The organism is Bradyrhizobium sp. 160, assembly GCF_023073735.1.
In the GTDB taxonomy this organism is placed as follows: Bacteria; Pseudomonadota; Alphaproteobacteria; order Rhizobiales; family Xanthobacteraceae; genus Bradyrhizobium.
The window spans coordinates 34,383-60,220 of record NZ_JADPKD010000047.1 but is presented as its reverse complement, the minus strand read 5'-3'; the positions used below and the strand labels follow the sequence as shown (position 1 = coordinate 60,220).

The following is a 25,838-nucleotide window of genomic DNA, read 5'->3' as shown; positions in this document are numbered from 1 at the left end:
TCAGCCCGTCACCTGGTTGGTCATGCGGTCATAGACACGGAACAGCGCCTGGTTGCCGTAGCTGCCTTCGCCATGCGCGCGCGCATCGACATATTGACTGGTGACGAGCGCAGTGCCGGGCAGCGGCACGTTCAGCGCCTGCGCGTGCTCCTGCACCAGGCGCAGGTCTTTCAGCATCAGGTCGATGCGGAAGCCGGCGCCGACGTCGCCCTCGATCATGGACGGGCCGAGCTTGTCGAGCATCCACGAGGCCGCCGAGCCGCCGAGCAGCACCCGACGCAGCAGGTTGAGATCGACCCCGGAGGCGCGCCCGAGCGCAAGCGCCTCGCAAATGGCCTGGATGTTGATGCCGCAGATCAGCTGGTTGCAGAGTTTGACGGTCTGGCCAGCGCCGGAGGCTCCGACATGCGTGATGGTCGTGCCCATCGCACGGAAGAACGGCTCGGCTTTGGCAAAGGCTTCAGCATCGCCACCGGCCATGATCGAGAGCGCAGCGTTCTTGGCGCCCACAGGCCCGCCCGAGACCGGCGCGTCGATGAAGCCGACGCCGGCTTTTTGCAGCTCGGCATGGATACGACGGACGGCGACCGGCGAGATCGTGCTCATGTCGACGATCAGCTTGCCGGGAGGAGGGGACTCCAGGAGGCCGTGGTCGCCGTAAATCGTCGCCTCGACATGGGGCGTGTCGGGCAGCATGGTGATGACGATGTCGGCGCCTTGCGCGGCCTCGGCGGGGCTGTCGGTGCGGGTCGCACCTTCCTTGAGGCTTTCCGCCAGCGCGGCTTCGTTCAGATCGAAGACGCGAACCGCGTGGCCGGCCGCCAGCAGGTTGCGCACCATCTCGCGTCCCATCGTGCCGATGCCGATGAAGCCGACATTGCCCTTGTCGTTCCGTCCCATGGTGTCAGTCCGTTTCTTGCTTGATTGGTTTCTTGCTTGATTGGCTTCTTGATCGATTGGCCGCGATCAGCCTGAGGCGCTGGCCTTGTCGATGTCGCCGGCAACGGCGCGCCGCCGGTATTCGTCGCCGATGGCAAAATGCTTGCGCAGCGTCGCATCTGCGCGCTCCGGATCACGTGCAATGACCGCTTCGAAGATGCGCCGGTGATCATCGATCAGATACGTCTTCATCGACGGGAAGGCCTGGACCAACTCGCGGCGGCTGCGGTGCGAATGCGTCAGCAGGCCCCCCATCGAACTGTGTAGAACCGACAACGTCTCCGAATGCGAGGCGACGACAATGGCGCGATGGAAGTCGAAGTCGGCCATGCCGCCGGCATCCGCCTCGTCGATTGTTTCTCCGATTTTTGCCAGCGCGCGTTGGAGACGTTCGAAATCGGCTATGTTGGCGCGTTCGCAGGCCAGCCTGATCGCCTGGCATTCGATCGCTACGCGGGCCTGCATGACGTCATCGAGCATGTCCGCCTGTTGGGCCAGCGCAAAGGTGAAGAAATCATTCAACACGGAGACGTCCGGCCGCGTCACCACGGTGCCGATGCGGTGGCGGATCTCGACGATGCCGAGGACGGTCAGGGCCCGCAGCGCTTCGCGGACAATCGGCCGGCTGACCCCGAGCAGGGTCGCCAGCTCGCGTTCGGAAATCAGCCGGTCGCCGGGCTTGAGCGAGCCCGCCAGCAGGCGCTCGCGCAAGAAGGCGAACACCTTCTCGAACCCTTTTTCGCCTTCAGCCGCCCGCTTGAGCTCCATCCCGGTCTCTTGGTCTGATCTTGGTCAGACCAGTATGATAACCAGCACCGCTGAGGTCAAGAGGCTCTTGAACCAAATCGAATTCGGAATGCGCGTAACCTATTGAGCGGACAGGGGTCGGCTACTGTGCATGGGGTTGTTTTCCATGTTTGTGTTGGAGCGACCGGAAGACCGCCATCCGTGTGGGTTTGAAATCCATTGGCGAGGCTGCTGACAGCATGTTGGCAGCAGCGGCCGGCTACGACCATGTCCTGACAAAACGGAGAGAGGTCATGCCGATCGAGGCAAGCTGTCATTGCGGTGAGACGGTGTTCGAGGTGACGGAAGCGCCGTCGAGCGTGACGCGCTGCACCTGCACGCTCTGCACCAAGCGCGGCGCGCTATGGGCCTATTACACGCCGGCCCAGTTCCGCCTGCTGTCGCCCCCCGACAACGTCGCGACCTAATCTCTGGGGCAGCCGCTCTGTCAAACATCACTTCTGCGCGAATTGCGGCTGCGGCACCTATTCGGAATCGCCGGACTGGTCGACGGGCAAGCCCGATTTCGAAAATCCCAAGGTCGCCGTGAATGCGCGCCTGTTCGACGATTTCGATCTGGACGCCTTACCCGTGAACGTGATCGACGGCAGGAATCTGTGGTGAGGAGTCACCGCAACACGATCCACGCCGGCGCGTGATCGCTCGCGCCATCCTCGCCGCGGATCTTCTTGTCGACGCCGGCTTTGACCAGGCGCGGGGCGAGGGCAGGGCTGAGCAGCAGATGATCGAGCCGCAGGCCCGCATCGCGCGGCCAGCGGTTTCGCTTGTAGTCCCAGAACGTGTAGATGCGCTCTTGGGGATGCAGTTCGCGGATCGCGTCGCACCAGCCTTGTTCGACCAGTGAGGCAAACGCCGCACGGCTCTTCGGCTGGATCAGCGCATCCTTGTCCCATGAGCGCGTCGGATAGATGTCGATCGCGGTCGGCGCGACGTTGTAGTCGCCGGCGAGCACCACCGGTAGCTCCTGCTTGATGAAGCTCTTGGCGTGGCGCCTCAGCCGCGCGAACCAGTCCAGCTTGTAATCGAATTTCGGCCCCGGCTGCGGGTTGCCGTTCGGCAGATAGATGCTGGTGACGATGACGCCGCGTACGGCGGCTTCGATATAGCGGGCTTCGTGATCGTCGGTCGTCCCCGGCAAGCGATCGCGGGTGAGCACCGGCTCGGCGCTGCGGGCGAGGATGGCGACGCCATTCCAGGTCTTTTGTCCACGCCAGACTGCGCCATAGCCGGCTTTTTCGATGGTCGCCGCCGGAAATTCGCCATCACTTGCCTTCAACTCCTGAAGCGCGACGACATCGGGCTTCGCGATCCGCAGCCATGCCAAGAGATTGGGCAAGCGGCGATTGACGTTGTTGATGTTGAATGTCGCAATCTTCATGTAGGGCTGACGCTTCTGCCTTCCGATTCCGGAGACACAATGTCCAAGTTGAGCTTTGTTGCCATCGCACTCGTCATCGCGTTCTCCGGAGGCGCATCGGCACAATCGTCCGATCCGCGCGGTGCGTGCAAGGCGGACTATGACAAATTCTGCGCCGGCATCGCGCCCGGCGGCGGCATCGTCGCCTGTCTCAACGGCAAGCGCGATCAGCTCAGCGCGACCTGCAAGGCGGCGCTGGACAACCGGAAAAAGAAGTAAGCGACGAGCTGTTCAGCTCCGCAGCGGCGGCGGGCTTGCCGGCTGCTCCACCGGCGGCGGGGAGGGCGGCTGCTCACCCGCCTGTGCGGCAGCTGGCTTTGTCAGCGGCTCCACGATATTGCCGCCCTTGTAGAGGCGGGCATAGCGGCGGCCGAGGCTGGTCAGCACCTCATAGCCGATCGTGCCGAAATGATGCGCGAGCTCGTCGACGGTAATGCCCTCGCCGAGCAGCGTCACCATGTGGCCGCGCCGCGCCGCGTTCGGCGGCAGGTCGGTGATATCGATTGCGATCAGGTCCATCGAGATGCGGCCCGCGACCGGGCAACGTTTTCCGGCCACGATGACTTCGGCGCCGCGGGTGCCGTCATTGGAGCTGGCGGCGCGGAAATAGCCGTCGGCATAGCCGACCGCAATGATCGCGAGCTTGGTCGGCCGCCGTGCGGTCCAGGTGCCGCCATAGCCGACGGTCTCGCCGCGCTCGATCGTGCGGATCTGCACGATGCGCGCCTTGAGATCCACGACTTGCTGCATCGGATTGTCGGCCTCCGGCGTCGGATTGACGCCGTAGAGTGCGGCCCCCGGCCGCACCATGTCGAACTGGAAGGGCGCGCCGAGGAAGATACCGGAGGAATTGGCGAGCGCCGCCGGCACGCCTGAGAACTCGCTGGCGATGCCGCGGAAGGCTGCGAGTTGTCTTGCATTCACCGGGCTGTTGAGCTGCTCGGCCGAGACCAGATGGCTCATCACCAGCGTGATGCCGTGATCGCCGGCATTGATTCGGGGGATGATGGCCTGCGCTTCCGCAAGCGTCAGGCCGAGCCGGTTCATGCCGGTGTCGATGTGAACAGCGGCGCCTCCGGTCCAGCCGGTGCGGCGGCAGAACACGTCCCATTCGGCGAGCTCGTTGAGGTCGCCGATCACCGGCCGGCAATTGATCTTCGCATAGTGCTCGCCGGTGTTCTGGAAATAGCCGCTGAGCACGTAGATCGTGGGCTCCGGCACGGCCGCGCGCACCTTGCGCGCTTCCTCTATGGTGGCGACGAAGAAGGTCTTGCAGCCGGCCTTGCTCAGGGCACGCGCGACTTCGGCGGCGCCGCAGCCATAGGCGTCGGCCTTGATAACCGCCGAGCACTCGGCCGGCACCGCCGTCTTCTCGAGCTTGCGCCAATTGGCGATGATGGCGTCGAGATCGACGGTGAGTACGCCGCCATAGGCGGCGAGCGCGGCAGCCTGACTGGCCTCCGCGGAGAGAAGACCGGATTGGGGGATCGTTTTCGGGTCGGACGCCATTGTCATGGCGCCGTTTTACGCAAGAGACCCGAGGGGTTCAACCCGGGGAACAGTTTCTAATAGTCGCTGCGATCCGGCAATTGGCCGTCATGGGCGAGGTCGCCGAAGCGGGTGACCGAGGCGTCGAAGTGCAGCTCGACCGTGCCGGTCGGGCCATGGCGCTGCTTGCCGATGATGACTTCGGCCCGGCCGACCGTGCGTTCCATGTCGGCCTGCCATTTGGCGTGCTCCTCAGTGCCGGGACGCGGCTCCTTCATGGCGAGGTAATATTCCTCGCGGAACACGAACAGCACGACGTCGGCGTCCTGCTCGATCGAGCCGGATTCGCGCAGGTCCGAGAGCTGCGGCCGCTTGTCGTCACGCGATTCCACCTGACGCGAGAGCTGAGACAGCGCGATCACGGGGACGTTGAGCTCCTTCGCCAGCGCCTTCAGGCTGGTCGTAATCTCCGTGATTTCCTGCACGCGGCTGTCGCTGGCGCGCTTGCCCGAGCCGGACAACAGCTGGATGTAGTCGATCACCAGGAGATCGAGGCCCTTCTGGCGCTTGAGCCGCCGGGCGCGCGCCATCAGCTGCGCGATCGACAGGCCGCCGGTGGCGTCGACATAGAACGGCAGCGATTGCAGCTCGATCGAGACCTGGCGGATCTTCTCGAAATCGGCTTCCGTGATGCCGCCGCGGCGGATGTGCGAGGAGGGGATGCCGGTGCGCTCGGCCACGATACGCGTGGCGAGCTGGTCGGCCGACATTTCGCAGGAGAAGAAGCCGATCACGCCGCCATTGGCGGCCTTCATGGTGCCATCGGCCTGGAGTTCCGGAACATAGGCTTGCGCGACGTTGTAGGCGATGTTGGTCGCCAGCGAGGTCTTGCCCATGCCGGGACGTCCCGCCACGATGATGAGGTCGGAATGCTGCAAGCCGCCCATCTTGGTGTCGAGATCGCGCAGGCCCGTCGAGATGCCCGACAGCTTTCCGTCGCGCTGGAACGCCTTCGCCGCAAGATCGACGGCGACCGTCAGCGCCTGCGAGAATTTCTGGAAACCGCCGTCATAACGGCCAGACTCGGCAAGTTCGTAGAGCTTGCGTTCGGCGTCCTCAATCTGCGCCCGCGGCTGAAAATCGACGGGCGCGTCGTATGCGACATTGACCATGTCCTCGCCGATGCCGATCAGGTCGCGCCTGAGCGACAGGTCGTAGACGGTGCGGCCGTAATCCTGGGCGTTGATGATGGTGGTCGCTTCGGCGGCGAGCCGCGCCAGATATTGCCCGATGGTCATGCCGCCGACATCGGTATCGGCGGGAAGGAACGTCTTCAGCGTGACGGGCGTCGCGATCTTGCCCATTCGGATCAGGCTGCCGGCGGTCTCGAAAATGGTCTGGTGTAGCGGCTCGAAGAAATGCTTCGCCTCCAGGAAATCGGATACGCGATAGAAGGCGTCGTTGTTGACGAGGATCGCGCCCAGGAGGCTCTGTTCCGCCTCGATATTGTGTGGCGCGCTCCGATAGGCGGGCGTTCCGGCGTCGGGCGCGAGTTTGAGAACGTTCGAATCAGTCAGGGCCATGGTCGGACGTGCTTAGCAATTTTCTAGGGCGGATGCGGGGCGGGGATAAAGCGCCGCTGCAGGCGAAAGCGGAAGCAAAAGCTGACCGCTATCAACCGTTCAGTGAAAATGGTGGATGATTGGCCGCCGCAGCACGCCCCGCGCTTGACGGATTTTCGCGGAACCGGGTGCGGCTTGGGAGCGGACGCACCCGCGCCGTGCAAAAAGCCTGAAGGCGTGAACCTTATGGATTGGCGCGCAGACCTATCGAAGAACGCGCGAATTGACGCACGCTGGGAGCTTTCGGCTCGGATTCAGACCAGCAGGAGGTAGACCAGCGCAGCCAAGGCCGCCCCGATGCCGGTGACGATCAGGGCGTAATCGGTGCGGAGGTCGTTTTGCACGTCGAATGCGGTTTGGGTCTCTTTGCGCATGGCGACGATCTAAGCCAAGTCCGACCAGTTTTGTGTGAAGCAGATCACATCTTCCCGGATTCTTTCGGGTAGAGCCGGAACAGGCCGGCGGGCAGGGGGTTGTCCCCGACTCGCCAGCAGGGAGACGCAAGCGATGCGGCCAGAACGGCAGCAGCAGATGTGGCGAAGCGAGGCAGGCAGCCGGCTTTGGCTAGCCGGACTGATCGCGGCCATGGAGCACGCCGAGCGGCCTGAAGTGCGGCGTCAGCCGGTTGCACCTGAAGTGCTTTTGGAATTACGGACGCAACTGGCGCTAACCGCCTCCTTGCGGCTTTCCCAGATTTCCGGCCTGCATCATTAGGGCTTATTCACCTGCAAGCTTCAGCCTGGGCTTGGCGCCGCCCTCGTTGGCCCGCAGCCGGGCCTCTTCGCGCGCGATGTAGTCGCGCGTCATCGGCACGACGCCTTGGCGCCGGGTGAGCTGGATCTGGAAGTTCATCATTGCCTGCTTGCGGAAGGTCATTTCGCAGGCCGCCAGGTAGAACTCCCACATCAGCGCGAAGCGCTCGTCGTAGAGCTGCACGGCTTCCTCGCGCCGCGCCATGAAGCGCTCTCGCCAGGCTTTGAGCGTCTCGGCGTAGTGCAGGCGCAGGATCTCGATGTCGCAGACCAATAGGCCCGCCCGCTCAATCGACGGCAGCACCTCGGAGAGAGCGGGGATGTAGCCGCCGGGGAAGATGTATTTGGCGATCCAGGGATTGGTCGAGTCCGGTCCCTGCGAACGGCCGATCGAGTGCAGCAGCATGACGCCGTCCTCGCTCAGCAGCTCGGCGCAGCGTTGGAAGTAGGTGTCGTAGAAGCGGGCGCCGACATGCTCGAACATGCCGACCGAGACGATGCGGTCGAATGGGCCTTCGATGTCGCGGTAGTCCTGCAGCAGGAATTTGGCCGACCCCGTCAGCCCCTTTTCGGCGGCGCGCGCATTGGCGATTCGCAATTGCTCGGTGGACAGAGTGATGCCGGTGACGTCGGCGCCCGCGATCTCGGCAAGATAGAGCCCGAGCCCGCCCCAGCCCGAGCCGATGTCGAGCACACGCTGGCCCGCCCCGACGAGCAGCTTCGCGGCGATGTGCCGCTTCTTGGCGAGCTGCGCGTCATCGAGCGTGGTCTCCGGCGTCTCGAAATAGGCGCAGCTATATTGCTTGTCAGCATCAAGAAAGAGCGAATAGAGCCGGGCGTCGAGATCGTAGTGGTGCGCCACGTTCCTGCGGGAGCGCGAGCGCGGATTGAACTGCTTGAGGTGGCGGGTCAGATAGCGCAGGTGCCACCACGGTTTGGCCCACTGCGGCAATAGGTCGGGTTGATCCAGCAGGATCGCGAGGGCATCAGCTATGGTGCCGTGTTCGACGACGAACTCGCCATCCATATAGGCTTCGCCAAGCCCGAGCTCGGGGTTGATGAGGATTTTTCGTTCTGCGTCTTTCGTGACGAAACGGACTGCGACCGGGGCGCCGGAGCCGTCGCCGACGGTGAACGTCCTCCCGCTTGCGCTGGTCACCGTCATCGACCCGCGCCGGATGAATTGAGACAGAAACTTATGCAACAAGCGGTCCATCGGCATTTCCTCTCGAGCGGACCCGAAAGTTTGCGACTAGCCCGGCCTTCATATCTGACGCCCAGGCGCCGCAGCGGTTCCTATGCGTTTGCATCTAAAATCTAGCGAGCCAGTTCCGGCTCCGCCATTGCGCTGTGCTCAAAGCCGATATTCGAAAAGCGCTTAATCACATCCTTGCGCGCGGGCCTGCTTCCATTCGCGGCTCAATCGGATAAAAGGTGACCGCCGCCGCGCGGGATGCCGGCTGCACCTCTCGGATTTCAGTGGAGATGATGGGAAATGTCGAGCCGAGCGTTCAGTCTCGCGACGGTACTGCTTCTGATCGGCTTCGGCGCAACCGATACCGTGCTTGCGCAGGCAACGAACCTCGAGGCCGGCAAGACTCCGTCCCAGCTCTTCGCGCAGACCTGCAATGCCTGCCACAGGAGCCCGCGGGGACTTCTGAAGTCCGTGGCGCCGAGTTCGCTGCCGGGCTTCCTGCGCCAGCACTACACCACGAGCTCGGATATGGCGGGTATCCTCGCCTCCTACCTCGTCTCCAATGGTGCCACCGACGCCCGGTATCAGGCCAAGGACGGCAGGGACAAGAAGGACGGCGCCAGGGAGCGAGAAGCCAATACAGCTCCGGGCCAGTCCGAACATCAGGGCCGCCGCCAGCGCTCGCAGGAGGCCGCCAAGCCGGAGGGCGAGGGGTCCGCTCCTGCGGCCGAGGGCCCGCGCCAGAAGCGGGCTGCGCGGCCGGCTGACGAAGGCATGAAATCCGAAGGCCAGGCAGCACCCGAGGGGCGCAAAGCCAAGCGCCGCGGCAGGCCCGGCACTGAGGAAGCACCGAAGGTCGACGCCGCCGCGCCGGCCACTGAAGACAAGAAGAGCGAGCCGAAGCCTGAGACGGCCAAGCCCGACAGCGCCAAGGTCGAGCCGGGTCGTGACGAGACCAAGCCCGACAGTGGTAAGGCATCGGAGAAGCCCGCCGACGCCATGCCTGATACCGCGAAGGTCGAGCCGCGCGGCAGTGAAGCTCCGCCGCTGCGCCCCGATCCGGTGCCGCAGGTGATGCCGTCTGCACCAGCCACCGTGACGCCGATCGAGCCGGCCGCGCCCAGAGCGACGGGAGAGGCGGCTCCGACGCCGACTGCGCCTGCTGCCAGCTCCGAACCGGCCAAGGCGCCGGCACCTCCCGCAACCGCTGCAGCTCCGCCTGCCGCGCCAGCCGAGTCGTCCGGTCCGCCGACGCCGCCGATCTCGCGCTAACCAGCCTGGTTTTGATGGACATGCGCGACCGCTTTGATCGCGGCCTCCGCATTGAATTGACGAGGCCTAGAGTGCCACTCTAGAGTAATGCTCTAGGAGGCGGCAATGACGGCGAGCGTGCGAGACGAGCTGTTGGCGGCCGGGCTGATCGTGTTCGACCGCGTTGGTTTCGAAGCCGCGACGGTGACTGCGATCCGCACCCGCGCGCGCGCCTCCAATGGCAGCTTCTTTCACGCCTTCGGCTCGAAGAAGGAGCTCGCCGGTGCGCTGTTCCTGCAGGTCCTGCGGCACTATCACGCCGCAATGCTGACCGCGCTCAATCCCGTCCCCGGTGCGGAGCAGGGCATCGATCGGCTGATCCGGGCGCATCTTGAGTGGGTCGTGACCAGCCGGCGCGAGGCGCGCTACCTCTTCGAGATTTCCCGCAGCGAGTGGGGCGAGGAGGTTCGCGAAGCCCAGCGCGCGCAGAACGCGCGCCTCGCCGACGGCATCGACCGCTGGCGCGCGCCGCTGGTTGCACGCGGTGAGCTCTTGCCGATGACGGCGGCAATGTTCATCAGCCAACTGATCGGGCCGGCGCAGATCTTCTGCCGCGCCTTCCTGTCGGGACGTGACCACACCGATCCTCGCGGGGAGGCCGAGATGCTGATCGCCTGCGCCATTCGGGCGCTAAGGCCGTTCGACCGCATCAACGAGCAACAGGAGAGAGTGCATGTCAGCCGCAGCTGATCCGGAGTTCGCACCGATTGCCGAACGCATCCACGCCAATGTCGGCCGGCAGGGCTTCATGAACCTGGTCGGCGCCGAGCTTTCGGACTTGTCGCGCGGCACCTGCACCATCGCCGTGGATCGCCGGCCGGAACTGCTACAGCAGCACGGCTTCTTCCACGGCGGCGTCACCGCCTTCCTGATCGACAACGCCACAACGATCGCAGCCGCGACCTCGCGTGGCCAGCCGGCGCTGACGGCGGAGTACAAGCTCAATTTATTGTCGCCTGCAGTCGGCGAGAAGCTGATCTGCCGTGCCCGCGTAATCAAGCCGGGCCGTCAGGTCTCGGTGGTTGCGGCCGACGTATTCTGCGTCAGCGACGGCGTCGAGAAGCACACGGCAACGGCGCTGGCCTCGATTTCGATGTTGAGCGAGGACGTCGCCGCGAAAACGAAAAGCCCGGCCGCCTGAGGCGACCGGGCTGATTTTGAGCTCGTCATTCCGGGGCTCGCGAAGCGAGAACCCGGAATCTCGAGATTCCGGGTCTGGTCCTTCGGACCATCCCGGAATGACGACATTGGAATTACTTCTCTTCCGTAGCCGGCGCCGGCTCGACCTCGTCGTGCTGGGCTTCCGGATCGAAGAACTCGCCGGCCGCGGCGATTGCCTCGGCGGCCGCGTCGCGGTCCTCGTTGCGGGTCGAGATGTCCTCGCCGCGGTTGATGCGCTCGGCCTCGTCCTGACTGCGCGCGACCGTCACGGTGATGTCGACCTCGACCTCCGGGTGAACGGCGACGGTGACCGTGTGCTTGCCGATGGTCTTGATCGGTGCGTCGAGCTGCACCTGCGGACGGTCAAGATGGACGCCGTCGGTTTCGAACGCCATGACGATGTCGCGCACGGTGACCGAGCCGAACAGCTGGCCGGCTTCGGAGGCCTGGCGGATCACGATGATGTTCTTGCCCTGGATCTTTTCGGCGACCTTTGATGCTTCGCCCTTGGCCTGGAGGTTGCGCGCCTCGAGCTCAGCCTTCATGCCGTCGTACTTGGCACGGTTGTCGGCGGTGGCGCGCAGCGCCTTGCCGCGCTTGAGCAGAAAATTGCGGGCATAGCCGTCGCGAACCTTCACGACTTCGCCCATCTGGCCGAGCTTGGTGACGCGTTCCAGCAAAATGACTTCCATATTCGTTCTCCTTTGAAGGGATCTGTTTCAGTTTCCGGGGTTGGACTTAAGAGGTTGGCAGCGGCGGCGGCTGCCGGCTGCGCAGGAAGCGCTCGCGGAAGCCGAACACGGCATCCGCAAGACCGAGGATCACCATCGCGATGACGGGCCATCCGAACACGACGACGACGGCGTAGGTCGAGCCGAGCCAGAAGGTGCGGCTCTTCAGCGCCAGCGTCAGCGTATGCAGCACGGCAAAACCGGTCAGCGCATAGCCCATCATCAGCGCGGCCGTGGTGATCTGCGCGACGATCGCGAGCAGCCCGCCGGTGAAGCAGAAGGCGAGCGCGATGCAGAGTGCCACGAGCGTCATCGGCGGCAGCTCGGCCGTTTTCAGGTCCGGCCAAGGGCGACGCAGCCGGCCCGACGTCGCGGTCACCTTGGCGCTGAGCCAGAGGCTGAGAGTCAGCGTCATCATCGCGACGATGGTGGCGGCGGCCGGTGCAATGCGCACGAGTGCGTCGACGAACTGGCTGGCTTCACCCGAAGTTTGCGGATCGGCGGCGCGGAGGAGGCGCATCAGGCCTCGCCGCAGCGTGAGGCTGATGGTGTCGGCGTCGGTGCCGAGCGTGAGCAGGGCGGCAATGGTGGTCAGCGCGGCGAAGCCTGCGATCCAGAGCAGGATGCGGCCGACCGGATACCACTCGACCTCGGGCTCGGCTTGCGGCTCGAACGCGGAGGCGTCTGGTGCGACGCTTCCCACCGGCCGGCCAAGCAGGACGAGATGGCCGAGCCACCAGGCCGGCAATGCGACGGTGACGGCGAAGGCGATGCAGTAGGGCACGCCGAACAGCGCGCCGAGGCCGATTGCGGCGGCAATGCCGCCGAGGCTCGCGCAAAGCGGCCCCCAGCCGATCGCGGCGACCATCAGAGGCAGCGGTGCGAGATAGAACAGGACGAGCGAGATCAGCGCGCCCGAGATGATCGAGGCGAACATCAGCGCCGACGCGGCGCCGGCGATCAGGGCTATCAGTCCAAAGGCCATCATCAGCTGTCCCGCTCCCTTCGAGCGGTTAGAGGCGTCGTTTGCCCCAACCATCGGCGACCGGACGACCCGGAGGCCTTATGAGTTCAGAACGCGAGGACCGGCGGCTCAGCGGCCGCCGGTCGAATTGGTCGCGTCAGCGAATGACGTAGGGCAAGAGGCCCAGGAACCGCGCGCGCTTGATGGCGCGGGCGAGCTCACGCTGCTTCTTCGCGGACACCGCGGTGATGCGGCTCGGCACGATCTTGCCGCGCTCGGAGACGTAACGCATCAGCAGCTTGGAGTCCTTGTAGTCGATCTTGGGAGCATTGGTGCCCGTGAACGGGCAGCTCTTGCGACGACGGAAAAACGGACGGCGTGCACCAGCTTCAGCCATTGATCTTACTCCGCATCCGCAGTGGTTTCAGCTTCTTCGCGCGGACGGCGCGGGCCGCGGTCACCGCGGAAGCCGCCCTCGCGGTCGCCACGGAAGCCGCCTTCACGCTCGCCGCGGAAGCCACCGCCGCGGTCGTCACGCTCGCGATCACGATCGGCCTTGCGCATCATCGCGGACGGGCCTTCCTCGAGTTCTTCGACGCGGACGCTGAGATAGCGGATCACGTCTTCGCTGATGCGCTCCTGGCGCTCGATCTCGGCGATCGCCGCGGACGGCGCATCGATGTTGAGCAGCACGAAATGCGCCTTGCGGTTCTTGTTCATGCGATAGGTGAGGGAGCGAACGCCCCAATTCTCGGTCTTGGTAACCTTGCCGCCGAGACCCTCGACGATACCGGTCATTTGCGCAGTCAGCTCTTCGACCTGCTGCGGGCTCGCGTCCTGACGCGCGAGAAAAACATGCTCGTAAAGAGGCATGGAAGTCCTTTCCTCATGTTGGCGCATCGCCCGGCGTCAAGCCCTTAAGAGACCTTCGGAAAGGACTCTGGGATTAAGCTCAGAAGGCGGAAACACGGGACGACGGGCCGACTGGCCCTGCCACACCAAAATCACGGATGATTTGCTGAGACCGTCCGTTCAGCTCCCGGCCGGGGTCTGCGGATGGGCGCCTTATACGGATTTTGGCCGGCTTTGCAAGGTTGGGGGCCAAGTCTCGGCTCGCACAACCGAAGCCGGGTGGCGGTCGGCTCGCAAATCGAACTAGCTTGACCTGCTTGTTTGTATAGCATACAAAGAAGTCAGCGGGAGGATCCAATGGCAGACAATTCTGCCCATGCTCCGTTCGAACCGGGCGCCAGCGACCCCAAGCACGCCGCGCGCGCCACACGCACGGCCGGCCGCAAGATGCGGTCGCTGCTGTTGGATGCGGCAAGCCCGCTGTTCCGGGAGCGGGGGCTGTCGGGCACGTCGATCACCGACATCGCGGCCGCGGCGGACGCGTTCCCGAGCCAGATCACCTACTACTTCCGCACCAAGGAGGCGCTGTTCGTCGAATGTGCCTGCCGCGAGCTGCTGTATCTGGCGCACGCGACGGAACAGGCGGCGCTGAGGACGCGCACGCCGCAGGAATACACGCACGCGCTGGCGGAGACGGTCACGGCGAGTGATTCGGTCGCCTTCTTCGCCGAAGCCCTGACACTGACGCGGCGGCGGCAGGATCTGGCGCCGCTGGTTGAGCGCACCATCGAACGGCTGCACAGCGAAGGCGCGCGGGCCTATGCAAGCCAGGTCGCACGACACGGCTGGCGCTCGTTGCGCGCGCCCGATGAAAGCTCGCGGCGGTTCTGGGCCGTCGCTATCGGCGTCATTCTCGAAGGCTACGCCATGGGCCGATCGCCGGAGGAGCTCTGCAGCGAGATGCTGCGCGTGCTCGGTGAGCAGGCGAAATCCACAGGCGAGGCTGCGCGCCTGCGTCTGGTCGAGCAGCGCGATGCGCCGAGCAATTCGGATGAGGAGAGTTAGGCCATGACCGCGCTTCGCATGCGTGCCCGCGATTTCCTGACCGACGATCAATTGGCCGACGTGCGCCAGCGCGTGACGTGGAAAGGCGTTGCGCTGATCGCGCACGCCTGGGCGCTCATCATCGGTGCGATCGCTCTGGTCGCGTGGTGGCCCAATCCGCTGACGTACATTCTCGCCGTCGCCATCATCGGCTCGCGCCAGCTTGGACTTGCCATCCTCATGCATGACGGCGCGCATGGCTGCTTGTCCGCCGATGAGAAAACCAATCTGGCGCTGAGCCAATGGTTCTGTGCCCATCCGCTGTTTGCGGAGACGCGGAGCTACCGGCGCTATCACTTGCAGCATCACGCGCGCACCCAGCAGGACGACGATCCCGATCTGGTGCTGTCGGCGCCGTTTCCGATCACCAAGCTTAGTTATCGCCGCAAGTTCATTCGCGATATCAGCGGACAGACCGGCTACCAACAGCGCAAGGCGCAATTGCTCAACGCGCTCGGGCCAAAGGACTGGGCATGGCGGCAGCGTGCGGCGCATTTCTGGGAAAAGCTCGGCCCACAATGCGTCGTCAATGCCGCAATGTTTGCTGCGCTCGCGGCGGCCGGCGTGTGGTGGGCCTATCTATTGCTATGGCTGGTGCCGCTGCTGACCTGGATGATGGTCATCACCCGCATCCGCAACATCGCCGAGCACGCCGTCGTCCCTGACGGCAATGACCCATTGCGCAACACTCGGACCACGCATGCCAATTTTCTCGAGCGCCTGTTCATCGCCCCGTACTACGTGAATTATCATCTCGAGCATCACCTCTTGTTCTATGTGCCCTGCTACAATTTGCCGAAGGTGCATCGCCTGCTGAGCGCCAGCCTGCATGCCGACCGCATGGAGGTGCAGCCGGGCTATGCCGCGGTGCTGCGGCTTGCCACCGCGAAGCCGAATCAGGACGATCGGCCGGGGCAGCTGGTCAACAGCGCGCGCCGCGCGCGGGCGGGGGCAGAGGTCGACGTCAACCAGACAGCCGGCGGATTCTAGGAAAGCCACATCCCTGGTTGAATGCTGGCCGGGGTTCCCATCTTGGCTTGACAGTCCGACCCCGGACAGTGTCTACGGCCCCCTTTGGAGCGTAATCCGGAACCTTGGGCTGAGGCCGCGCGTAGTCGGCTGCCGGTTCTCGTGAGGATCACGCCCGACATGCAGGGAGCGCCGATGACGGCAGCATTTACATTTCCTGGGCAGGGGTCCCAGGCGGTTGGCATGGGCAAGGCCCTCGCCGACGCCTTTCCGGCGGCGCGCGCCGTGTTCGATGAGGTCGATGCCGCGCTTGGGGAGGAATTGACGGCGACCATTTGGGATGGTCCGGCCGAGACCCTTCAGCTGACCGAAAACGCCCAGCCAGCTCTGATGGCGGTCTCCCTCGCAACCCTGCGCGTGCTGGAGAGTGAAGCCGGTTTTTCCGTCGGGCGGGACGCAGCCTTCGTCGCTGGCCACTCGCTTGGTGAATATTCGGCGCTGGCTGCGGCCGGCAGCCTGAGCATCTCCGATACCGCTCGGCTGCTTCGCACCCGCGGTCTCGCAATGCAAAAAGCCGTGCCAGTCGGTGCCGGTGCAATGGCCGCGCTGCTTGGCCTCGACTACGAGGCCGCCATCGAGGTCGCCCAAGAGGCGGCGCAGGGGCAGGTCTGCCAGGCCGCCAACGACAATGGCGGGGGGCAGGTTGTGGTCTCCGGCGACAAGGCGGCGGTCGATCGCGCCGTCGAGATCGCCAAATCCAAGGGCGCCAAGCGCGCGATGCTGCTGCCGGTGTCGGCGCCGTTTCATTGCAAGCTGATGCAGCCGGCCGCCGACGCCATGGCGGAGGCGCTCTCGATGGTCACGATCAAGGCGCCGGCCGTGCCGTTGGTGTCGAATGTGCTGGCGAGCGCCATCACCGATCCCGACGAGATCCGTCGCCGCCTGATCGAGCAGGTCACGGGCACGGTGCGCTGGCGTGAATCGGTTGCCTATATGGCAGCGCAGGGCGTCACCCGTTTCTTCGAGATCGGCGCGGGCAAGGTGCTTACGGGACTCGTCAAGCGCATTGCGGACGGTGCCGTCGGCGTTGCGGTTGGCGGTCCGAGCGATATCGCTGCCGCCAAGGATGCACTGGCCGCTGCCAAGCAGGCTTAGAGGAGTACTTCATGTTCGATCTGACTGGCAGAAAGGCGCTCGTCACCGGCGCGACCGGCGGCATCGGCGGCGCGATCGCGCAGGCGCTGCATGCGCAGGGCGCTGCCGTTGCGATTTCCGGAACGCGCAAGGACGTGCTGGACGAGCTTGCCGGCAGGCTCGGCGAGCGCGCCTTTGTGCTACCCTGCAACCTCTCCAAGGCCGATGAGGTCGAAGCGCTGGTGCCCGCCGCGGAAGCCGCGATGGGACAAGTCGACATCCTCATCGCCAACGCGGGCATCACCCGCGACAATCTCTTCGTGCAGCTTCGCGACGAGGATTGGGAGGAGGTCATCAACGTCAATCTGACCGCGACCTTCCGCCTGGCGCGCGCGGCGACCAAATTGATGATGCGCAAGCGCTTCGGCCGCATCGTCGCCATCACCTCGGTGGTCGGCGTCACGGGCAATCCGGGGCAGGGCAATTATACAGCATCGAAAGCGGGCCTGATCGGCATGATCAAGACCCTCGGCGCCGAATACGCTAAGCGCGGCGTGACCGCCAATTGCATCGCGCCCGGCTTCATCAAGACGCCGATGACGGATGCGCTCAACGACAAGCAGCGCGAAACGATTCTGACCAAGGTTCCGGCTGCGCGCCTGGGGACGCCCGAAGACATCGCGGCAGCCGCCGTCTACCTGAGCTCGAACGAAGCGGCTTACGTCACCGGGCAAACCATCCACGTCAACGGCGGCATGGCCATGATCTGACGCCTCGTGCCGCACCGCCGGTCAGGCCGGTGCCGGATGCGGCAAACGGCCGTTTCCGGAGCGAAATGAGGCTTGTAGTCAAGGCAATTGAAGTATGATAACCGGACCTACAACGGATGGGCAAAGAACGCCATTGCAGGTTTTTGAAACCCTGTATATTGGCGATGCGGAGCCTTTGGCCGTCGTTCGCCGGGGCCTGCATCGGTTAGGATGGGCCAAATCAAAGTTCGTAAGCGAAGGCAGTCAAACGACCACGACGGCTCGTATCGTCCCGGGGGGTCGGGTCTACAGGGAACAACACGAGGTTAAGCAATGAGTGACATTGGCGAGCGGGTTAAGAAGATCGTGGTCGAACACCTTGGTGTTGAACCCGAGAAGGTTGTCGACAACGCGAGCTTCATCGACGACCTCGGCGCCGACAGTCTGGACACCGTCGAGCTGGTGATGGCGTTCGAAGAGGAATTCGGTTGCGAGATTCCGGACGACGCTGCGGAAACGATTCTCACCGTCGGCGACGCTACGAAGTTTCTCGAGAAGAACGCGAAGAGCTAAGGCTCTTCAATTTCGCGGGGACAACATTGAAACCGGACGGGCCGCTTCGCAGCGGTCAGCCGGTTTCTTGTTATTGGCCGTGAATCTGTCGATACGGAGTTTTCGGATATGAGGCGGGTCGTCGTCACGGGTCTCGGCATGGTGTCGCCACTCGGCTGTGGCGTCGAGCCGACCTGGAAGCGCATCCTCAACGGCGAGAGCGGTGCGCGCAGAATCGAGAGCTTCGACGTCTCCGATCTTCAGACCAAGATCGCCTGCACGGTCGTGCGCGGCGACGGGTCGAACGACACGTTCAATCCTGACAAGTGGATGGAGCCGAAGGACCAGCGCAAGGTCGACGACTTCATCATCTTCGGCATGGCCGCAGCCGGCCAGGCGCTCGACGATGCCAACTGGCATCCCGAGACCGAAGAGGACAAGTGCGCGACCGGCACCATGATCGGGTCCGGCATCGGGGGTCTCAACGGCATTGCCGACACCGCGATTCTGCTCAAGGAGCGCGGGCCGCGCCGAGTGTCGCCGTTCTTCATTCCGGGGCGTCTGATCAACCTCGCCTCTGGCTACGTGTCGATCGCGCACGGGCTGAAGGGACCGAACCATTCGGTGGTCACAGCCTGCTCGACCGGCGCGCACGCGGTGGGCGATGCCGCTCGCCTGATTGCGCTCGGCGATGCCGACGTCATGGTTGCCGGCGGTGCCGAATCGCCGATCAGCCGCATCGGCATTGCCGGCTTCAATGCCGCGCGCGCGCTGTCCACCGGTTTCAACGAGACGCCCGAAAAGGCCTCGCGTCCCTATGACAAGGACCGCGACGGCTTCGTGATGGGTGAGGGCGCCGGCGTCCTGGTGCTCGAGGAGCTCGAGCACGCCAGGCGCCGCGGCGCGAGGATCTATGCCGAGGTGATCGGCTACGGCCTTTCCGGCGATGCCTATCACATTACCTCGCCGTCGCCCGATGGCGATGGAGGCTTCCGCAGCATGGCGGCCGCGCTCAAGCGCGCCGGTCTCACGGCATCCGATCTCGACTACATCAATGCGCACGGCACCTCGACACCGCTCGGCGACGAGATCGAACTCGGTGCGGTGGAGCGCCTGCTCGGTAACGCTGCCTCCAAGGTTGCGATGTCCTCGACCAAATCGTCGACGGGTCATCTCCTCGGCGCGGCCGGTGCGATCGAGGCGATCTTCGCCATTCTCGCGATTCGCGATAATGTCGTGCCGCCGACCATCAACCTCGACAATCCGTCGGTCGAGACTGCGATTGACCTCGTGCCGCACATGGCGAAGAAGCGTGAGGTCAATGTCGCATTGTCGAACTCTTTTGGTTTTGGTGGCACCAATGCGTCGGTGATCGTGCGGCGCTTGGCCAATTAGTTTGCCTTTGAGACGAATCCACCGTTTTGCCGTATTCGGCGATAGTCATAGAAGTGGGCGCGTGCATTTGGCTCGGCAAGTCATTGTCAGGCCGCGATTGAACCGGCAGGATTCAGGTTGCTTCGATGAGTGAAAGGCCGCCCATTTCGCCCCGGAGTCCGCGGGCTGCACTCGAGCCCGAGCAGGTCCCGCCGCCGCCCAAGCGATCGGACCGTGCGCGCAATCCCTTCGTGGTGGTTGGCAACGCGATCATCACGCTGCTGTTGCTCGCCATGCTCGGTGCCGGCGGCGTCTATTATTACGGCCGGCAGGTGCTCGAGGCGCCGGGACCGCTGAAGGAAGACAAGATCGTCAATATCCCGCAGCGCGCGGGCAAGCGCGACATCGCCGAGACGCTGAACCGGGAAGGCGTAACCGACGTCAATCCGTGGGTGTTCATCGCCAGCGTCGCCGCGTTGAAGGCGAGCTCGGACCTCAAGCCCGGTGAGTATTCGTTCCAGAAGAACGCATCCTTGCGCGACGTCATCGCCACCATCGTCGAGGGCAAGGTGGTGCAGCATGCCGTGACGATCCCGGAAGGCCTGACCTCCGAGCAGATCGTGGCGCGGCTGTCCGACAACGACATCTTCACCGGCAGCGTGCGCGAGCTGCCGCGCGAGGGCACGTTGCTGCCGGAGACCTACAAGTTCCCGCGCGGCACCACGCGCGAGCAGGTGATCCAGCGCATGCAGCAGGCACACAAGCGGGTGCTGGCCGAGATCTGGGAACGCCGCAACCAGGACATTCCGGTCAAGACGCCGGAGCAACTGGTGACGCTGGCGTCCATCGTCGAGAAGGAGACCGGCAAGCCGGACGAGCGTAGCCGCGTCGCGGCGGTGTTCGTCAACCGCCTGAAGCAGAGGATCAAGCTGCAGTCCGATCCCACGATCATCTACGGCCTCGTCGGCGGCAAGGGCACGCTGGGCCGTCCGATCAAGCGCAGCGAGATCACGCAGCCCTCTCCCTACAACACCTATGTGATCGAGGGCCTGCCGCCGGGGCCGATCTCCAATCCGGGCCGCGCCTCGCTCGAGGCCGCCGCCAACCCGGCCCGCACCCGCGATCTCTATTTCGTCGCGGACGGCAGCGGCGGGCACGCCTTCACCGAGACCTACGACGCGCATCAGAAGAACGTCGCGAAGCTTCGTGCGATCGAGAAGCAGATCCAGAACGACACGGTCGAGCCGGCCGAGGACGCGCAGCCACCGGCCGCTGCTGCGCCCGGCGCCGCCGATACACCGACCGCGACCACGCCGGCACGGCCCAACCAGCAGAAAAAGCCGCCCGCGGTCCGGCCGGCCAATCCAGCCAATCCCGCGCCGGCCCGGCAGGGCGCGGTGCAGCCCTCGCCGCCGGTGGTCCAGCGCTAGGCCGGGGCTGCGCGCAGCGCCGTCCATGCTCTTTGCGGATTCCACTTTCCGGCAAAATAGTCTTAAGATTCGCGTGGCTTGATGGCCTCGCGAATCCCGCGTTTCTGGAGAATCTCAACCGATGGCGCTGTCGTCCATGACCGGGTTTGCCCGAAGCAACGGCGCAAGCGGGCCGTACACGTTCGAATGGGAATTGAAGTCGGTCAACGCCAAGGGTTTTGACCTCAGGGTGCGGCTGCCGCAGGGATTCGATGAGCTCGAGGCGCACGCCAAGAAGCGCGCCGGCGAGCTGTTGTCGCGCGGCACGGTCTACGCCAATCTCAACGTCAAGCGCACCAACGCCGCGGCCGCGGTCCGCATCAACGAGGACGTGCTCAACGCCGTGCTGAAGGCGGCGGCGCTGATCGCCGGCAAGGTCGATGCGGTGGCGCCGAGCGTCGACGGCCTGCTCGCCATCAAGGGCGTCGTCGAGGTCGCCGAGCCCGACGGCGACGAGGAGGAGGACAAGGCCGCACGCGCCGCCGTGGCGGAGGCCTTCGACAAAGCGCTTGCCGATCTCGTCGAGATGCGCAAACGCGAGGGCACCTCGCTGGGGCAGATCCTGACCCAGCGCGTCGACGAGATCGAGCAATTGGCGAAGAAAGCGGAGGCTGCGCCCGGCCGCAAGCCGGAGGCGATCAAGGCGAAGCTGGCAGAGCAGATCGCGGCCCTGCTCGACACCTCCGATCGTTTCGATGCCGATCGCCTGATGCAGGAAGCGATCCTGATCGCGACCAGGGCCGACATCCGCGAGGAGCTCGATCGCATCGCCTCCCACATCGCGCAGGCGCGCGAGCTGATCGGCAAGGGCGGTCCGATCGGCCGCAAGCTCGATTTCCTGGCGCAGGAGTTTCACCGCGAGGTCAATACCTGCTGCTCGAAGTCGAATGACATCGAGCTCACCAATACGGGACTCGCCATGAAGAATGTGGTCGAGCAGTTCCGCGAGCAGGTCCAGAATCTGGAGTGATCGATGACGACGGGCGGTCACGGAACTGACGGTGTCGAGCGCCGCGGATTGATGTTCGTGCTGTCCTCGCCCTCGGGCGCGGGCAAGACGACGCTGTCGCGTCTCCTGATCGAGCGAATGCCGGGCCTGAAGATGTCGGTCTCCGCGACCACGCGCGAGATGCGGCCGGGCGAGGTCAACGGCAAGGATTATTCGTTCGTCGACAAGGCCACGTTCGAAGCGATGGTGAAGGCTGGCGAGCTCTTGGAATGGGCGACGGTGTTCGACAACAGCTACGGTACGCCACGCGGCCCGGTCGAGGCGGCGCTGTCGGCCGGGCAGGACGTGCTGTTTGACATCGACTGGCAGGGCACGCAGCAGTTGCGCGAGAAGGCGCGCGCCGATGTCGTCAGCGTCTTCATCCTGCCGCCCTCGGCGGCCGATCTCGAGAAGCGCCTGCACTCGCGCGCGCAGGATTCCGACGACGTGATCCGCAAGCGGATGAGCCGCGCCAGTCACGAGATGAGCCACTGGGCCGAGTACGACTACATCGTGATCAACCACGACGTCGACGAGGCCTTCGGCGAAGTGCAGTCGATCCTGAAGGCCGAGCGTCTCAAGCGCGAGCGGCGGATTGGCCTCGCAGGCTTCGTGCGAAGTTTGCAAGGTCAGCTTCAAGGTTAGACCGCGACAGGCGCGGCCCTTCCTTCACCAGCTGTTCCAGCATCGTCGTGATGACGTCGACGTCGACCGCATCCTCGTGGCGGCCTGCAGGCGCCTCATCGCGATCCTTGCCGATCTCGTTGGCGGCGAGCCGGGGCGCAGCGGCCTCGATTTCGAAATCCCGGTCGAATATCTTGATCTTGGCCTCGGCGGGCCTGACCTCGTCAGGTTCTGCGGCAGGGATCGCGGCACGCGACTTGCGCGCGTCGATCAGATCGATCTCGCGGCCGATCGCGGCAAGTTTTGTCGCTTGTTTCGTCGCTTGAGGACGCGGCGCATCGAAGTCGATGGGGCGCGACGGCTGGGCGTTGGCCGACGTCGCATCGAGCCAGGGCGCGCGGCTTGCGTCCTGTTTCTGCGGCTCCCAATCGTCCCAATGTGTGCGGCGGTCGGCGGACTGGACCCGGACGCGCGCGCCGGCGAAGCGGTAGATGAGGCTGGCGAGGATTCCCGCGAGGGCCAGCGCACCGCCAATCACGAGCAGCAGCATCTGGACCGAGCCGGTCGGCTTGTCGGTCGTGCTGTCTGCCGCGGCGGGTGCCGGGGAGGAAGGGGATTTTGACGGCTTTGCGCTCGGCTGGGCGGCTGCCGCGACAACGGCAGGCGCCGGCTGCGGCGCGGGCGGGGCGGAGGTTGCGGAGACATCGGGCCACGGCGTGGCGGATTGTTGCGCGTTGCCGTCAGCGGCCTGATCTGCAGATGGTTGCGCCCGTGTCGCGCCTGCGGGTTGCGCAGTTGCGTTTGGTGCTTTGGCGGCGTCACCGCTCCGTGATGTCAGATACTCGGCGCGCGCATCCTGCGTCGGGTGTTGCTGCTGCGCCGGCGCGACTCCGGTCGGCGTATCGCTCGTAGCCTGCGCGCTCTGCACGGACTTCGCGCCGTCCTTGTCGCCGGCGGCGCGCAGATACCAGCACTGCCGCTTGGTCCCACGCTCGATGCGATAGTACCAGTGCTGCCCCTGCGGCGCGGCGCCCTTGGGCGAGACGAGGCAGTCGGCGGCCGCGTTGGCCGTGCTCGGCGCGTTCTGTGCGTTCTGCGACACGGCGGCCAGTGGCGCGCCGGCAATGATGCTGCCGACTAGCGCGGATATGAATTTTGCGGTGCGGTTGCCCATCCTGGTCTCCCGGTTACGCATGACGCAACTCTTACTCGCCCTTTGTCGTCAAAGACTTGGGTGGCAATGAGCCGCAAATCCGGAGAGGATGTGGCTTGAATCGGGCTCGCAGCGCGTTTGTTCCGCCGCGAAATTGGGCCTATTCGCGTAGCTATGCTCCGCCGAACTCCAGGTTCCGCCGCAGCTGGAACCACTGCGGGCGCCGAGGCGGCCGGAGCCGGTGAAGGTCACGCCGTCGTCTTGGTCGACGGTCTGGCTTGCGTATCGAGACAGAAGGAGCATAGCGGCGCGCTCCCGCGGCGCGTTCGCCCGCGTCTTGCTCTGCTCTCATCGCCCAATGATGGCCAAAGGGCGCAGGGAAGGCCGGGCGCCGGCGGCACCCGCATGTTCGTGCGCTACGAAGAGTGTGTATGCCACAAATCCGAAATTCGGAAAAGAAAAATCTTTTTGGGGTGAGTGCTTGACGAGGTGTTTTGCCCGACGCCCCCGGGGCCACATCAACCCCGCCGCCCGTCGTCTCGGATTCTACGTCATTTGCAAGCAGGCGGAGCCGAAGCGGCTACGTACTGGCAGCGTTCGTTTCGTGGGCGCTCCTTCTGTTGGTCGTGATGGGAACAATCCGAACGTATCCCGTCGTGACTGGAAAGGTTGCGGCCAACGTCTTCGCCCCAGACAATTCCGGACTATCGCCCTTGATGCAGCGCCTCGCACGGGCTCAGGCCAATTGCATCGAAGGTCTACCGGTTTTCGGCGGCTGTTGCGGCGGCTGCGCAACGCACCGGAATAGAAATCAAATGGCGGGCTGCGCAGGTTCTCCGTTGGAAACTTATCATCTCCGCAGCCGTTGAATCGCGGCTGAGGCGACGCTATGCCGGTTAAGGACCAGATCAAGAATCTCGCCAAGAAGCTGGTGGAGGAGCATCCCGACGCGGCGACACTGCGGGCGCTGGTGCGGGCTCGGAAGCCGGTGGCCATCCATTTCAGGGATGACGGCGTCGTGCCGAACAACCCGCATTTTCCGCTCTTGCTCTATCGCGGGGCGGTGAACCTCAAGCCTCGGCGTTTTGCGCCAGAGGTCATCATCGACACGCTGTTCGATGCGAACGGCTGGGGCCGGTCATGGCGCGATACCGTGTACGACTTTGTGCACTATCATTCGCAAGTCCATGAAGTGATGGGCGTGGCGCGCGGCACGGCCAGGATCGAGTGCGGCGGGATCAAGGGGCGGGTTCTGCGCGTGAAGGCCGGCGACGTTCTGGTGCTTCCCGCAGGCACCGGACACCGGCTCATTGAGGCCAGCCGGGACTTTCTGGTCGTCGGAGCGTATCCGCGGGACGGAACGTATGACGAGTGCACCGACACAAGGGAGCGTCCAGACGCCATCAAACGCATTACCAAGGTGCGCAGGCCGAAAGCCGATCCGGTGCTGGGACGCAACGGCCCGCTGCTCAAATCATGGCGGACCAAGCCGCGAGCGAGAGGGTAATGCGTTCGGCCCCCAGCTCGAGCATGCGTTCACTGGCTGCGTTCAGCTCAGATAGTCAGGCGCAAAATCCGCAAGCCTTCGCAGCTCTTCGGGCTGCAACAGCTCGATCTCGCTGCCTTCCCACGCGATCAATCCGCGATGTCTCAGCTCCTGGATGGTGCGATTGACATGGACGATGGACAGTCCGCAGGCGTCCGCCACGTGCCGCTGTGTCATCGGCATCTGAAAGCAGCCGTCGGTGACGAGCCCGACGATCTCCAGCCTCGCGGCGAGCTCGCAAATGAGATGCGCTACCTTCGGCAGCGCTGCCTGAGCGCCGAGGCGGGCGATCCATTGCCGCGAGATCGCCGCGTCAATCAGCGTCTCGCGCCAGAACGCGCGGGTCAGGTGGACGGAGCCATCGAGAAGCTGCCTGAGCTGACTGTGCGCGACGGTGCCGACGATGCTTGGCCCGAGGCCGACGAGGTCCGCATCCATGGTTGAGACCAGCAGCGTGTGCAGGCACGGCATGTCGCCGGGCACGTGGAATGCGAGGATCTGGCTGCGATCACCGACCATGCGGGCCTGATAGAAGAAGCCGCTCACAACAAAGACGCAGCGCGTGGCGGCCTCGCCCTGGCGCAGCACGATCTCGCCGTCCGCGACCTGGCGCAGCGTAGATGGCAAGCCGGCGATTTGCCGGCGTTCGTCCTCGGAAAGGCCTTCTATGGCATCGAGGCGCGCGATGAACTTCGAATGCGGCATGAGACTTCAGTCGTCACGGGGCACTTCGACAAAGCGCCGCGAGAGCTTTGCGACGGTCCAGTCGGAGACGGGCACAGCGCGGAACTCGCGGATAGCGTGGGCGAGTTCCTGATCCGACATCGGCCGGACCGGCTCGTTCAGCGTTCCCTTCAGGAAGGCGTGGTTGATGCTGTCCAAGTACTCGCTTCTTGGGTGCTCGCTTCGCTCCGATGCGAACAGGTGGCGGATGCGC

At 64.7% G+C, this 25,838-nt stretch carries 28 protein-coding genes and 1 pseudogene; 16 read left to right on the top strand and 13 right to left on the bottom strand.

Annotated elements, in window-relative coordinates; genetic code table 11:
* A complete protein-coding gene (locus tag IVA98_RS18425) occupies positions 1-957 on the bottom strand; it encodes an NAD(P)-dependent oxidoreductase (RefSeq protein WP_346657728.1) in 957 nt (318 codons plus the stop codon).
* Between the two features lie 9 nt (positions 958-966).
* Positions 967-1,707, bottom strand: coding sequence for a FadR/GntR family transcriptional regulator (locus IVA98_RS18420; protein WP_247304310.1), 741 nt, complete (start codon positions 1,705-1,707; stop codon positions 967-969).
* Positions 1,708-1,979: 272 nt separating this feature from the next.
* On the opposite strand from IVA98_RS18420, the pseudogene IVA98_RS18415 reads away from it, so the two are divergent.
* Positions 1,980-2,349 (top strand): annotated as a pseudogene (locus IVA98_RS18415) (GFA family protein).
* Positions 2,350-2,353: 4 nt separating this feature from the next.
* On the opposite strand, the gene IVA98_RS18410 reads toward IVA98_RS18415, so the two are convergent.
* Entirely contained in the window at positions 2,354-3,124 is a 771-nt protein-coding gene (locus IVA98_RS18410; RefSeq protein ID WP_247304308.1) for an exodeoxyribonuclease III, read from the bottom strand.
* A gap of 39 nt (positions 3,125-3,163) precedes the next feature.
* Here IVA98_RS18410 and IVA98_RS18405 point away from each other — a divergent pair, with 39 nt between their 5' ends.
* Complete coding sequence (locus IVA98_RS18405; RefSeq protein ID WP_212304524.1) at positions 3,164-3,382, top strand: cysteine rich repeat-containing protein; 219 nt, start codon at positions 3,164-3,166, stop codon at positions 3,380-3,382.
* A 12-nt stretch (positions 3,383-3,394) separates the two neighbouring features.
* On the opposite strand, the gene alr is transcribed toward IVA98_RS18405, so the two are convergent.
* The 3 genes from alr to IVA98_RS18390 all read right to left on the bottom strand — a co-directional run bounded on the left by alr (position 3,395) and on the right by IVA98_RS18390 (position 8,241).
* Positions 3,395-4,672 (bottom strand): alanine racemase, encoded by a 1,278-nt coding sequence (gene alr / locus IVA98_RS18400; protein WP_247304610.1) that lies wholly within the window; start codon positions 4,670-4,672, stop codon positions 3,395-3,397.
* Between the two features lie 56 nt (positions 4,673-4,728).
* The gene (locus IVA98_RS18395) at positions 4,729-6,234 is read right to left on the bottom strand and encodes a replicative DNA helicase (RefSeq protein WP_247281630.1); all 1,506 of its coding nucleotides are present in this window, start codon (positions 6,232-6,234) and stop codon (positions 4,729-4,731) included.
* 756 nt (positions 6,235-6,990) lie between these two features.
* A complete protein-coding gene (locus IVA98_RS18390) occupies positions 6,991-8,241 on the bottom strand; it encodes a cyclopropane fatty acid synthase (protein WP_247304306.1) in 1,251 nt (416 codons plus the stop codon).
* Positions 8,242-8,520: 279 nt separating this feature from the next.
* Here IVA98_RS18390 and IVA98_RS18385 point away from each other — a divergent pair, with 279 nt between their 5' ends.
* The 3 genes from IVA98_RS18385 (at position 8,521) to IVA98_RS18375 (ending at position 10,672) form a co-directional block, all read left to right on the top strand.
* Positions 8,521-9,492 carry a hypothetical protein gene (locus IVA98_RS18385; protein WP_247304304.1) on the top strand — a complete coding sequence of 324 codons (972 nt, stop codon included), beginning with the start codon at positions 8,521-8,523 and terminating at the stop codon, positions 9,490-9,492.
* Between the two features lie 105 nt (positions 9,493-9,597).
* The gene (locus tag IVA98_RS18380; RefSeq protein WP_247304302.1) at positions 9,598-10,221 is read left to right on the top strand and encodes a TetR/AcrR family transcriptional regulator; all 624 of its coding nucleotides are present in this window, start codon (positions 9,598-9,600) and stop codon (positions 10,219-10,221) included.
* Complete coding sequence (locus tag IVA98_RS18375; protein ID WP_247304300.1) at positions 10,205-10,672, top strand: PaaI family thioesterase; 468 nt, start codon at positions 10,205-10,207, stop codon at positions 10,670-10,672. The genes IVA98_RS18380 and IVA98_RS18375 overlap by 17 nt, the downstream gene beginning before the upstream one ends.
* Positions 10,673-10,784: 112 nt before the next feature.
* Here IVA98_RS18375 and rplI read toward each other — a convergent pair whose 3' ends face one another.
* From rplI to rpsF, 4 genes are all read right to left on the bottom strand, one after another.
* Entirely contained in the window at positions 10,785-11,384 is a 600-nt protein-coding gene (rplI, locus tag IVA98_RS18370; protein ID WP_247281624.1) for a 50S ribosomal protein L9, read from the bottom strand.
* Positions 11,385-11,430: 46 nt separating this feature from the next.
* Complete coding sequence (locus IVA98_RS18365; RefSeq protein ID WP_247304299.1) at positions 11,431-12,411, bottom strand: DUF2232 domain-containing protein; 981 nt, start codon at positions 12,409-12,411, stop codon at positions 11,431-11,433.
* Positions 12,412-12,544: 133 nt separating this feature from the next.
* On the bottom strand, positions 12,545-12,784 hold the full coding sequence (rpsR, locus tag IVA98_RS18360) for a 30S ribosomal protein S18 (RefSeq protein ID WP_212371059.1): 240 nt from the start codon (positions 12,782-12,784) through the stop codon (positions 12,545-12,547).
* A 5-nt stretch (positions 12,785-12,789) separates the two neighbouring features.
* Positions 12,790-13,260 carry a 30S ribosomal protein S6 gene (rpsF, locus tag IVA98_RS18355; RefSeq protein ID WP_247281622.1) on the bottom strand — a complete coding sequence of 157 codons (471 nt, stop codon included), beginning with the start codon at positions 13,258-13,260 and terminating at the stop codon, positions 12,790-12,792.
* 336 nt (positions 13,261-13,596) lie between these two features.
* On the opposite strand from rpsF, the gene IVA98_RS18350 reads away from it, so the two are divergent.
* The 9 genes from IVA98_RS18350 (at position 13,597) to gmk (ending at position 22,223) form a co-directional block, all read left to right on the top strand.
* Positions 13,597-14,304 carry a TetR/AcrR family transcriptional regulator C-terminal domain-containing protein gene (locus IVA98_RS18350; protein WP_247304298.1) on the top strand — a complete coding sequence of 236 codons (708 nt, stop codon included), beginning with the start codon at positions 13,597-13,599 and terminating at the stop codon, positions 14,302-14,304.
* A gap of 3 nt (positions 14,305-14,307) precedes the next feature.
* Entirely contained in the window at positions 14,308-15,333 is a 1,026-nt protein-coding gene (locus IVA98_RS18345) for a fatty acid desaturase family protein (RefSeq protein ID WP_247355297.1), read from the top strand.
* A gap of 174 nt (positions 15,334-15,507) precedes the next feature.
* Positions 15,508-16,467, top strand: a complete 960-nt coding sequence (gene fabD / locus IVA98_RS18340; protein ID WP_247304296.1) for an ACP S-malonyltransferase — start codon at positions 15,508-15,510, stop codon at positions 16,465-16,467.
* Between the two features lie 11 nt (positions 16,468-16,478).
* Positions 16,479-17,216, top strand: a complete 738-nt coding sequence (gene fabG, locus IVA98_RS18335) for a 3-oxoacyl-[acyl-carrier-protein] reductase (RefSeq protein WP_247304295.1) — start codon at positions 16,479-16,481, stop codon at positions 17,214-17,216.
* A 312-nt stretch (positions 17,217-17,528) separates the two neighbouring features.
* The gene (locus IVA98_RS18330) at positions 17,529-17,768 is read left to right on the top strand and encodes an acyl carrier protein (RefSeq protein WP_008551805.1); all 240 of its coding nucleotides are present in this window, start codon (positions 17,529-17,531) and stop codon (positions 17,766-17,768) included.
* Between the two features lie 108 nt (positions 17,769-17,876).
* Positions 17,877-19,142 carry a beta-ketoacyl-ACP synthase II gene (gene fabF / locus IVA98_RS18325; RefSeq protein ID WP_247304294.1) on the top strand — a complete coding sequence of 422 codons (1,266 nt, stop codon included), beginning with the start codon at positions 17,877-17,879 and terminating at the stop codon, positions 19,140-19,142.
* Positions 19,143-19,267: 125 nt separating this feature from the next.
* Positions 19,268-20,551, top strand: a complete 1,284-nt coding sequence (mltG, locus tag IVA98_RS18320) for an endolytic transglycosylase MltG (RefSeq protein WP_247304293.1) — start codon at positions 19,268-19,270, stop codon at positions 20,549-20,551.
* Between the two features lie 121 nt (positions 20,552-20,672).
* Positions 20,673-21,560, top strand: coding sequence for a YicC/YloC family endoribonuclease (locus IVA98_RS18315; protein ID WP_247304290.1), 888 nt, complete (start codon positions 20,673-20,675; stop codon positions 21,558-21,560).
* Positions 21,561-21,563: 3 nt separating this feature from the next.
* Complete coding sequence (gene gmk, locus IVA98_RS18310) at positions 21,564-22,223, top strand: guanylate kinase (RefSeq protein WP_247304288.1); 660 nt, start codon at positions 21,564-21,566, stop codon at positions 22,221-22,223.
* Here the strand turns inward: gmk and IVA98_RS18305 are convergent.
* Complete coding sequence (locus tag IVA98_RS18305) at positions 22,156-23,376, bottom strand: hypothetical protein (protein ID WP_247336393.1); 1,221 nt, start codon at positions 23,374-23,376, stop codon at positions 22,156-22,158. The genes gmk and IVA98_RS18305 overlap by 68 nt on opposite strands.
* A gap of 473 nt (positions 23,377-23,849) precedes the next feature.
* Here IVA98_RS18305 and IVA98_RS36980 point away from each other — a divergent pair, with 473 nt between their 5' ends.
* Complete coding sequence (locus tag IVA98_RS36980; protein WP_256466511.1) at positions 23,850-24,224, top strand: MAPEG family protein; 375 nt, start codon at positions 23,850-23,852, stop codon at positions 24,222-24,224.
* Between the two features lie 20 nt (positions 24,225-24,244).
* Entirely contained in the window at positions 24,245-24,862 is a 618-nt protein-coding gene (locus tag IVA98_RS18295) for a cupin domain-containing protein (RefSeq protein WP_247304285.1), read from the top strand.
* Positions 24,863-24,904: 42 nt separating this feature from the next.
* On the opposite strand, the gene IVA98_RS18290 is transcribed toward IVA98_RS18295, so the two are convergent.
* Positions 24,905-25,606 (bottom strand): Crp/Fnr family transcriptional regulator, encoded by a 702-nt coding sequence (locus tag IVA98_RS18290; protein ID WP_247304283.1) that lies wholly within the window; start codon positions 25,604-25,606, stop codon positions 24,905-24,907.
* A 6-nt stretch (positions 25,607-25,612) separates the two neighbouring features.
* Entirely contained in the window at positions 25,613-25,783 is a 171-nt protein-coding gene (locus IVA98_RS18285; RefSeq protein ID WP_247304281.1) for a hypothetical protein, read from the bottom strand.
* Between the last annotated feature and the right edge of the window lie 55 nt (positions 25,784-25,838).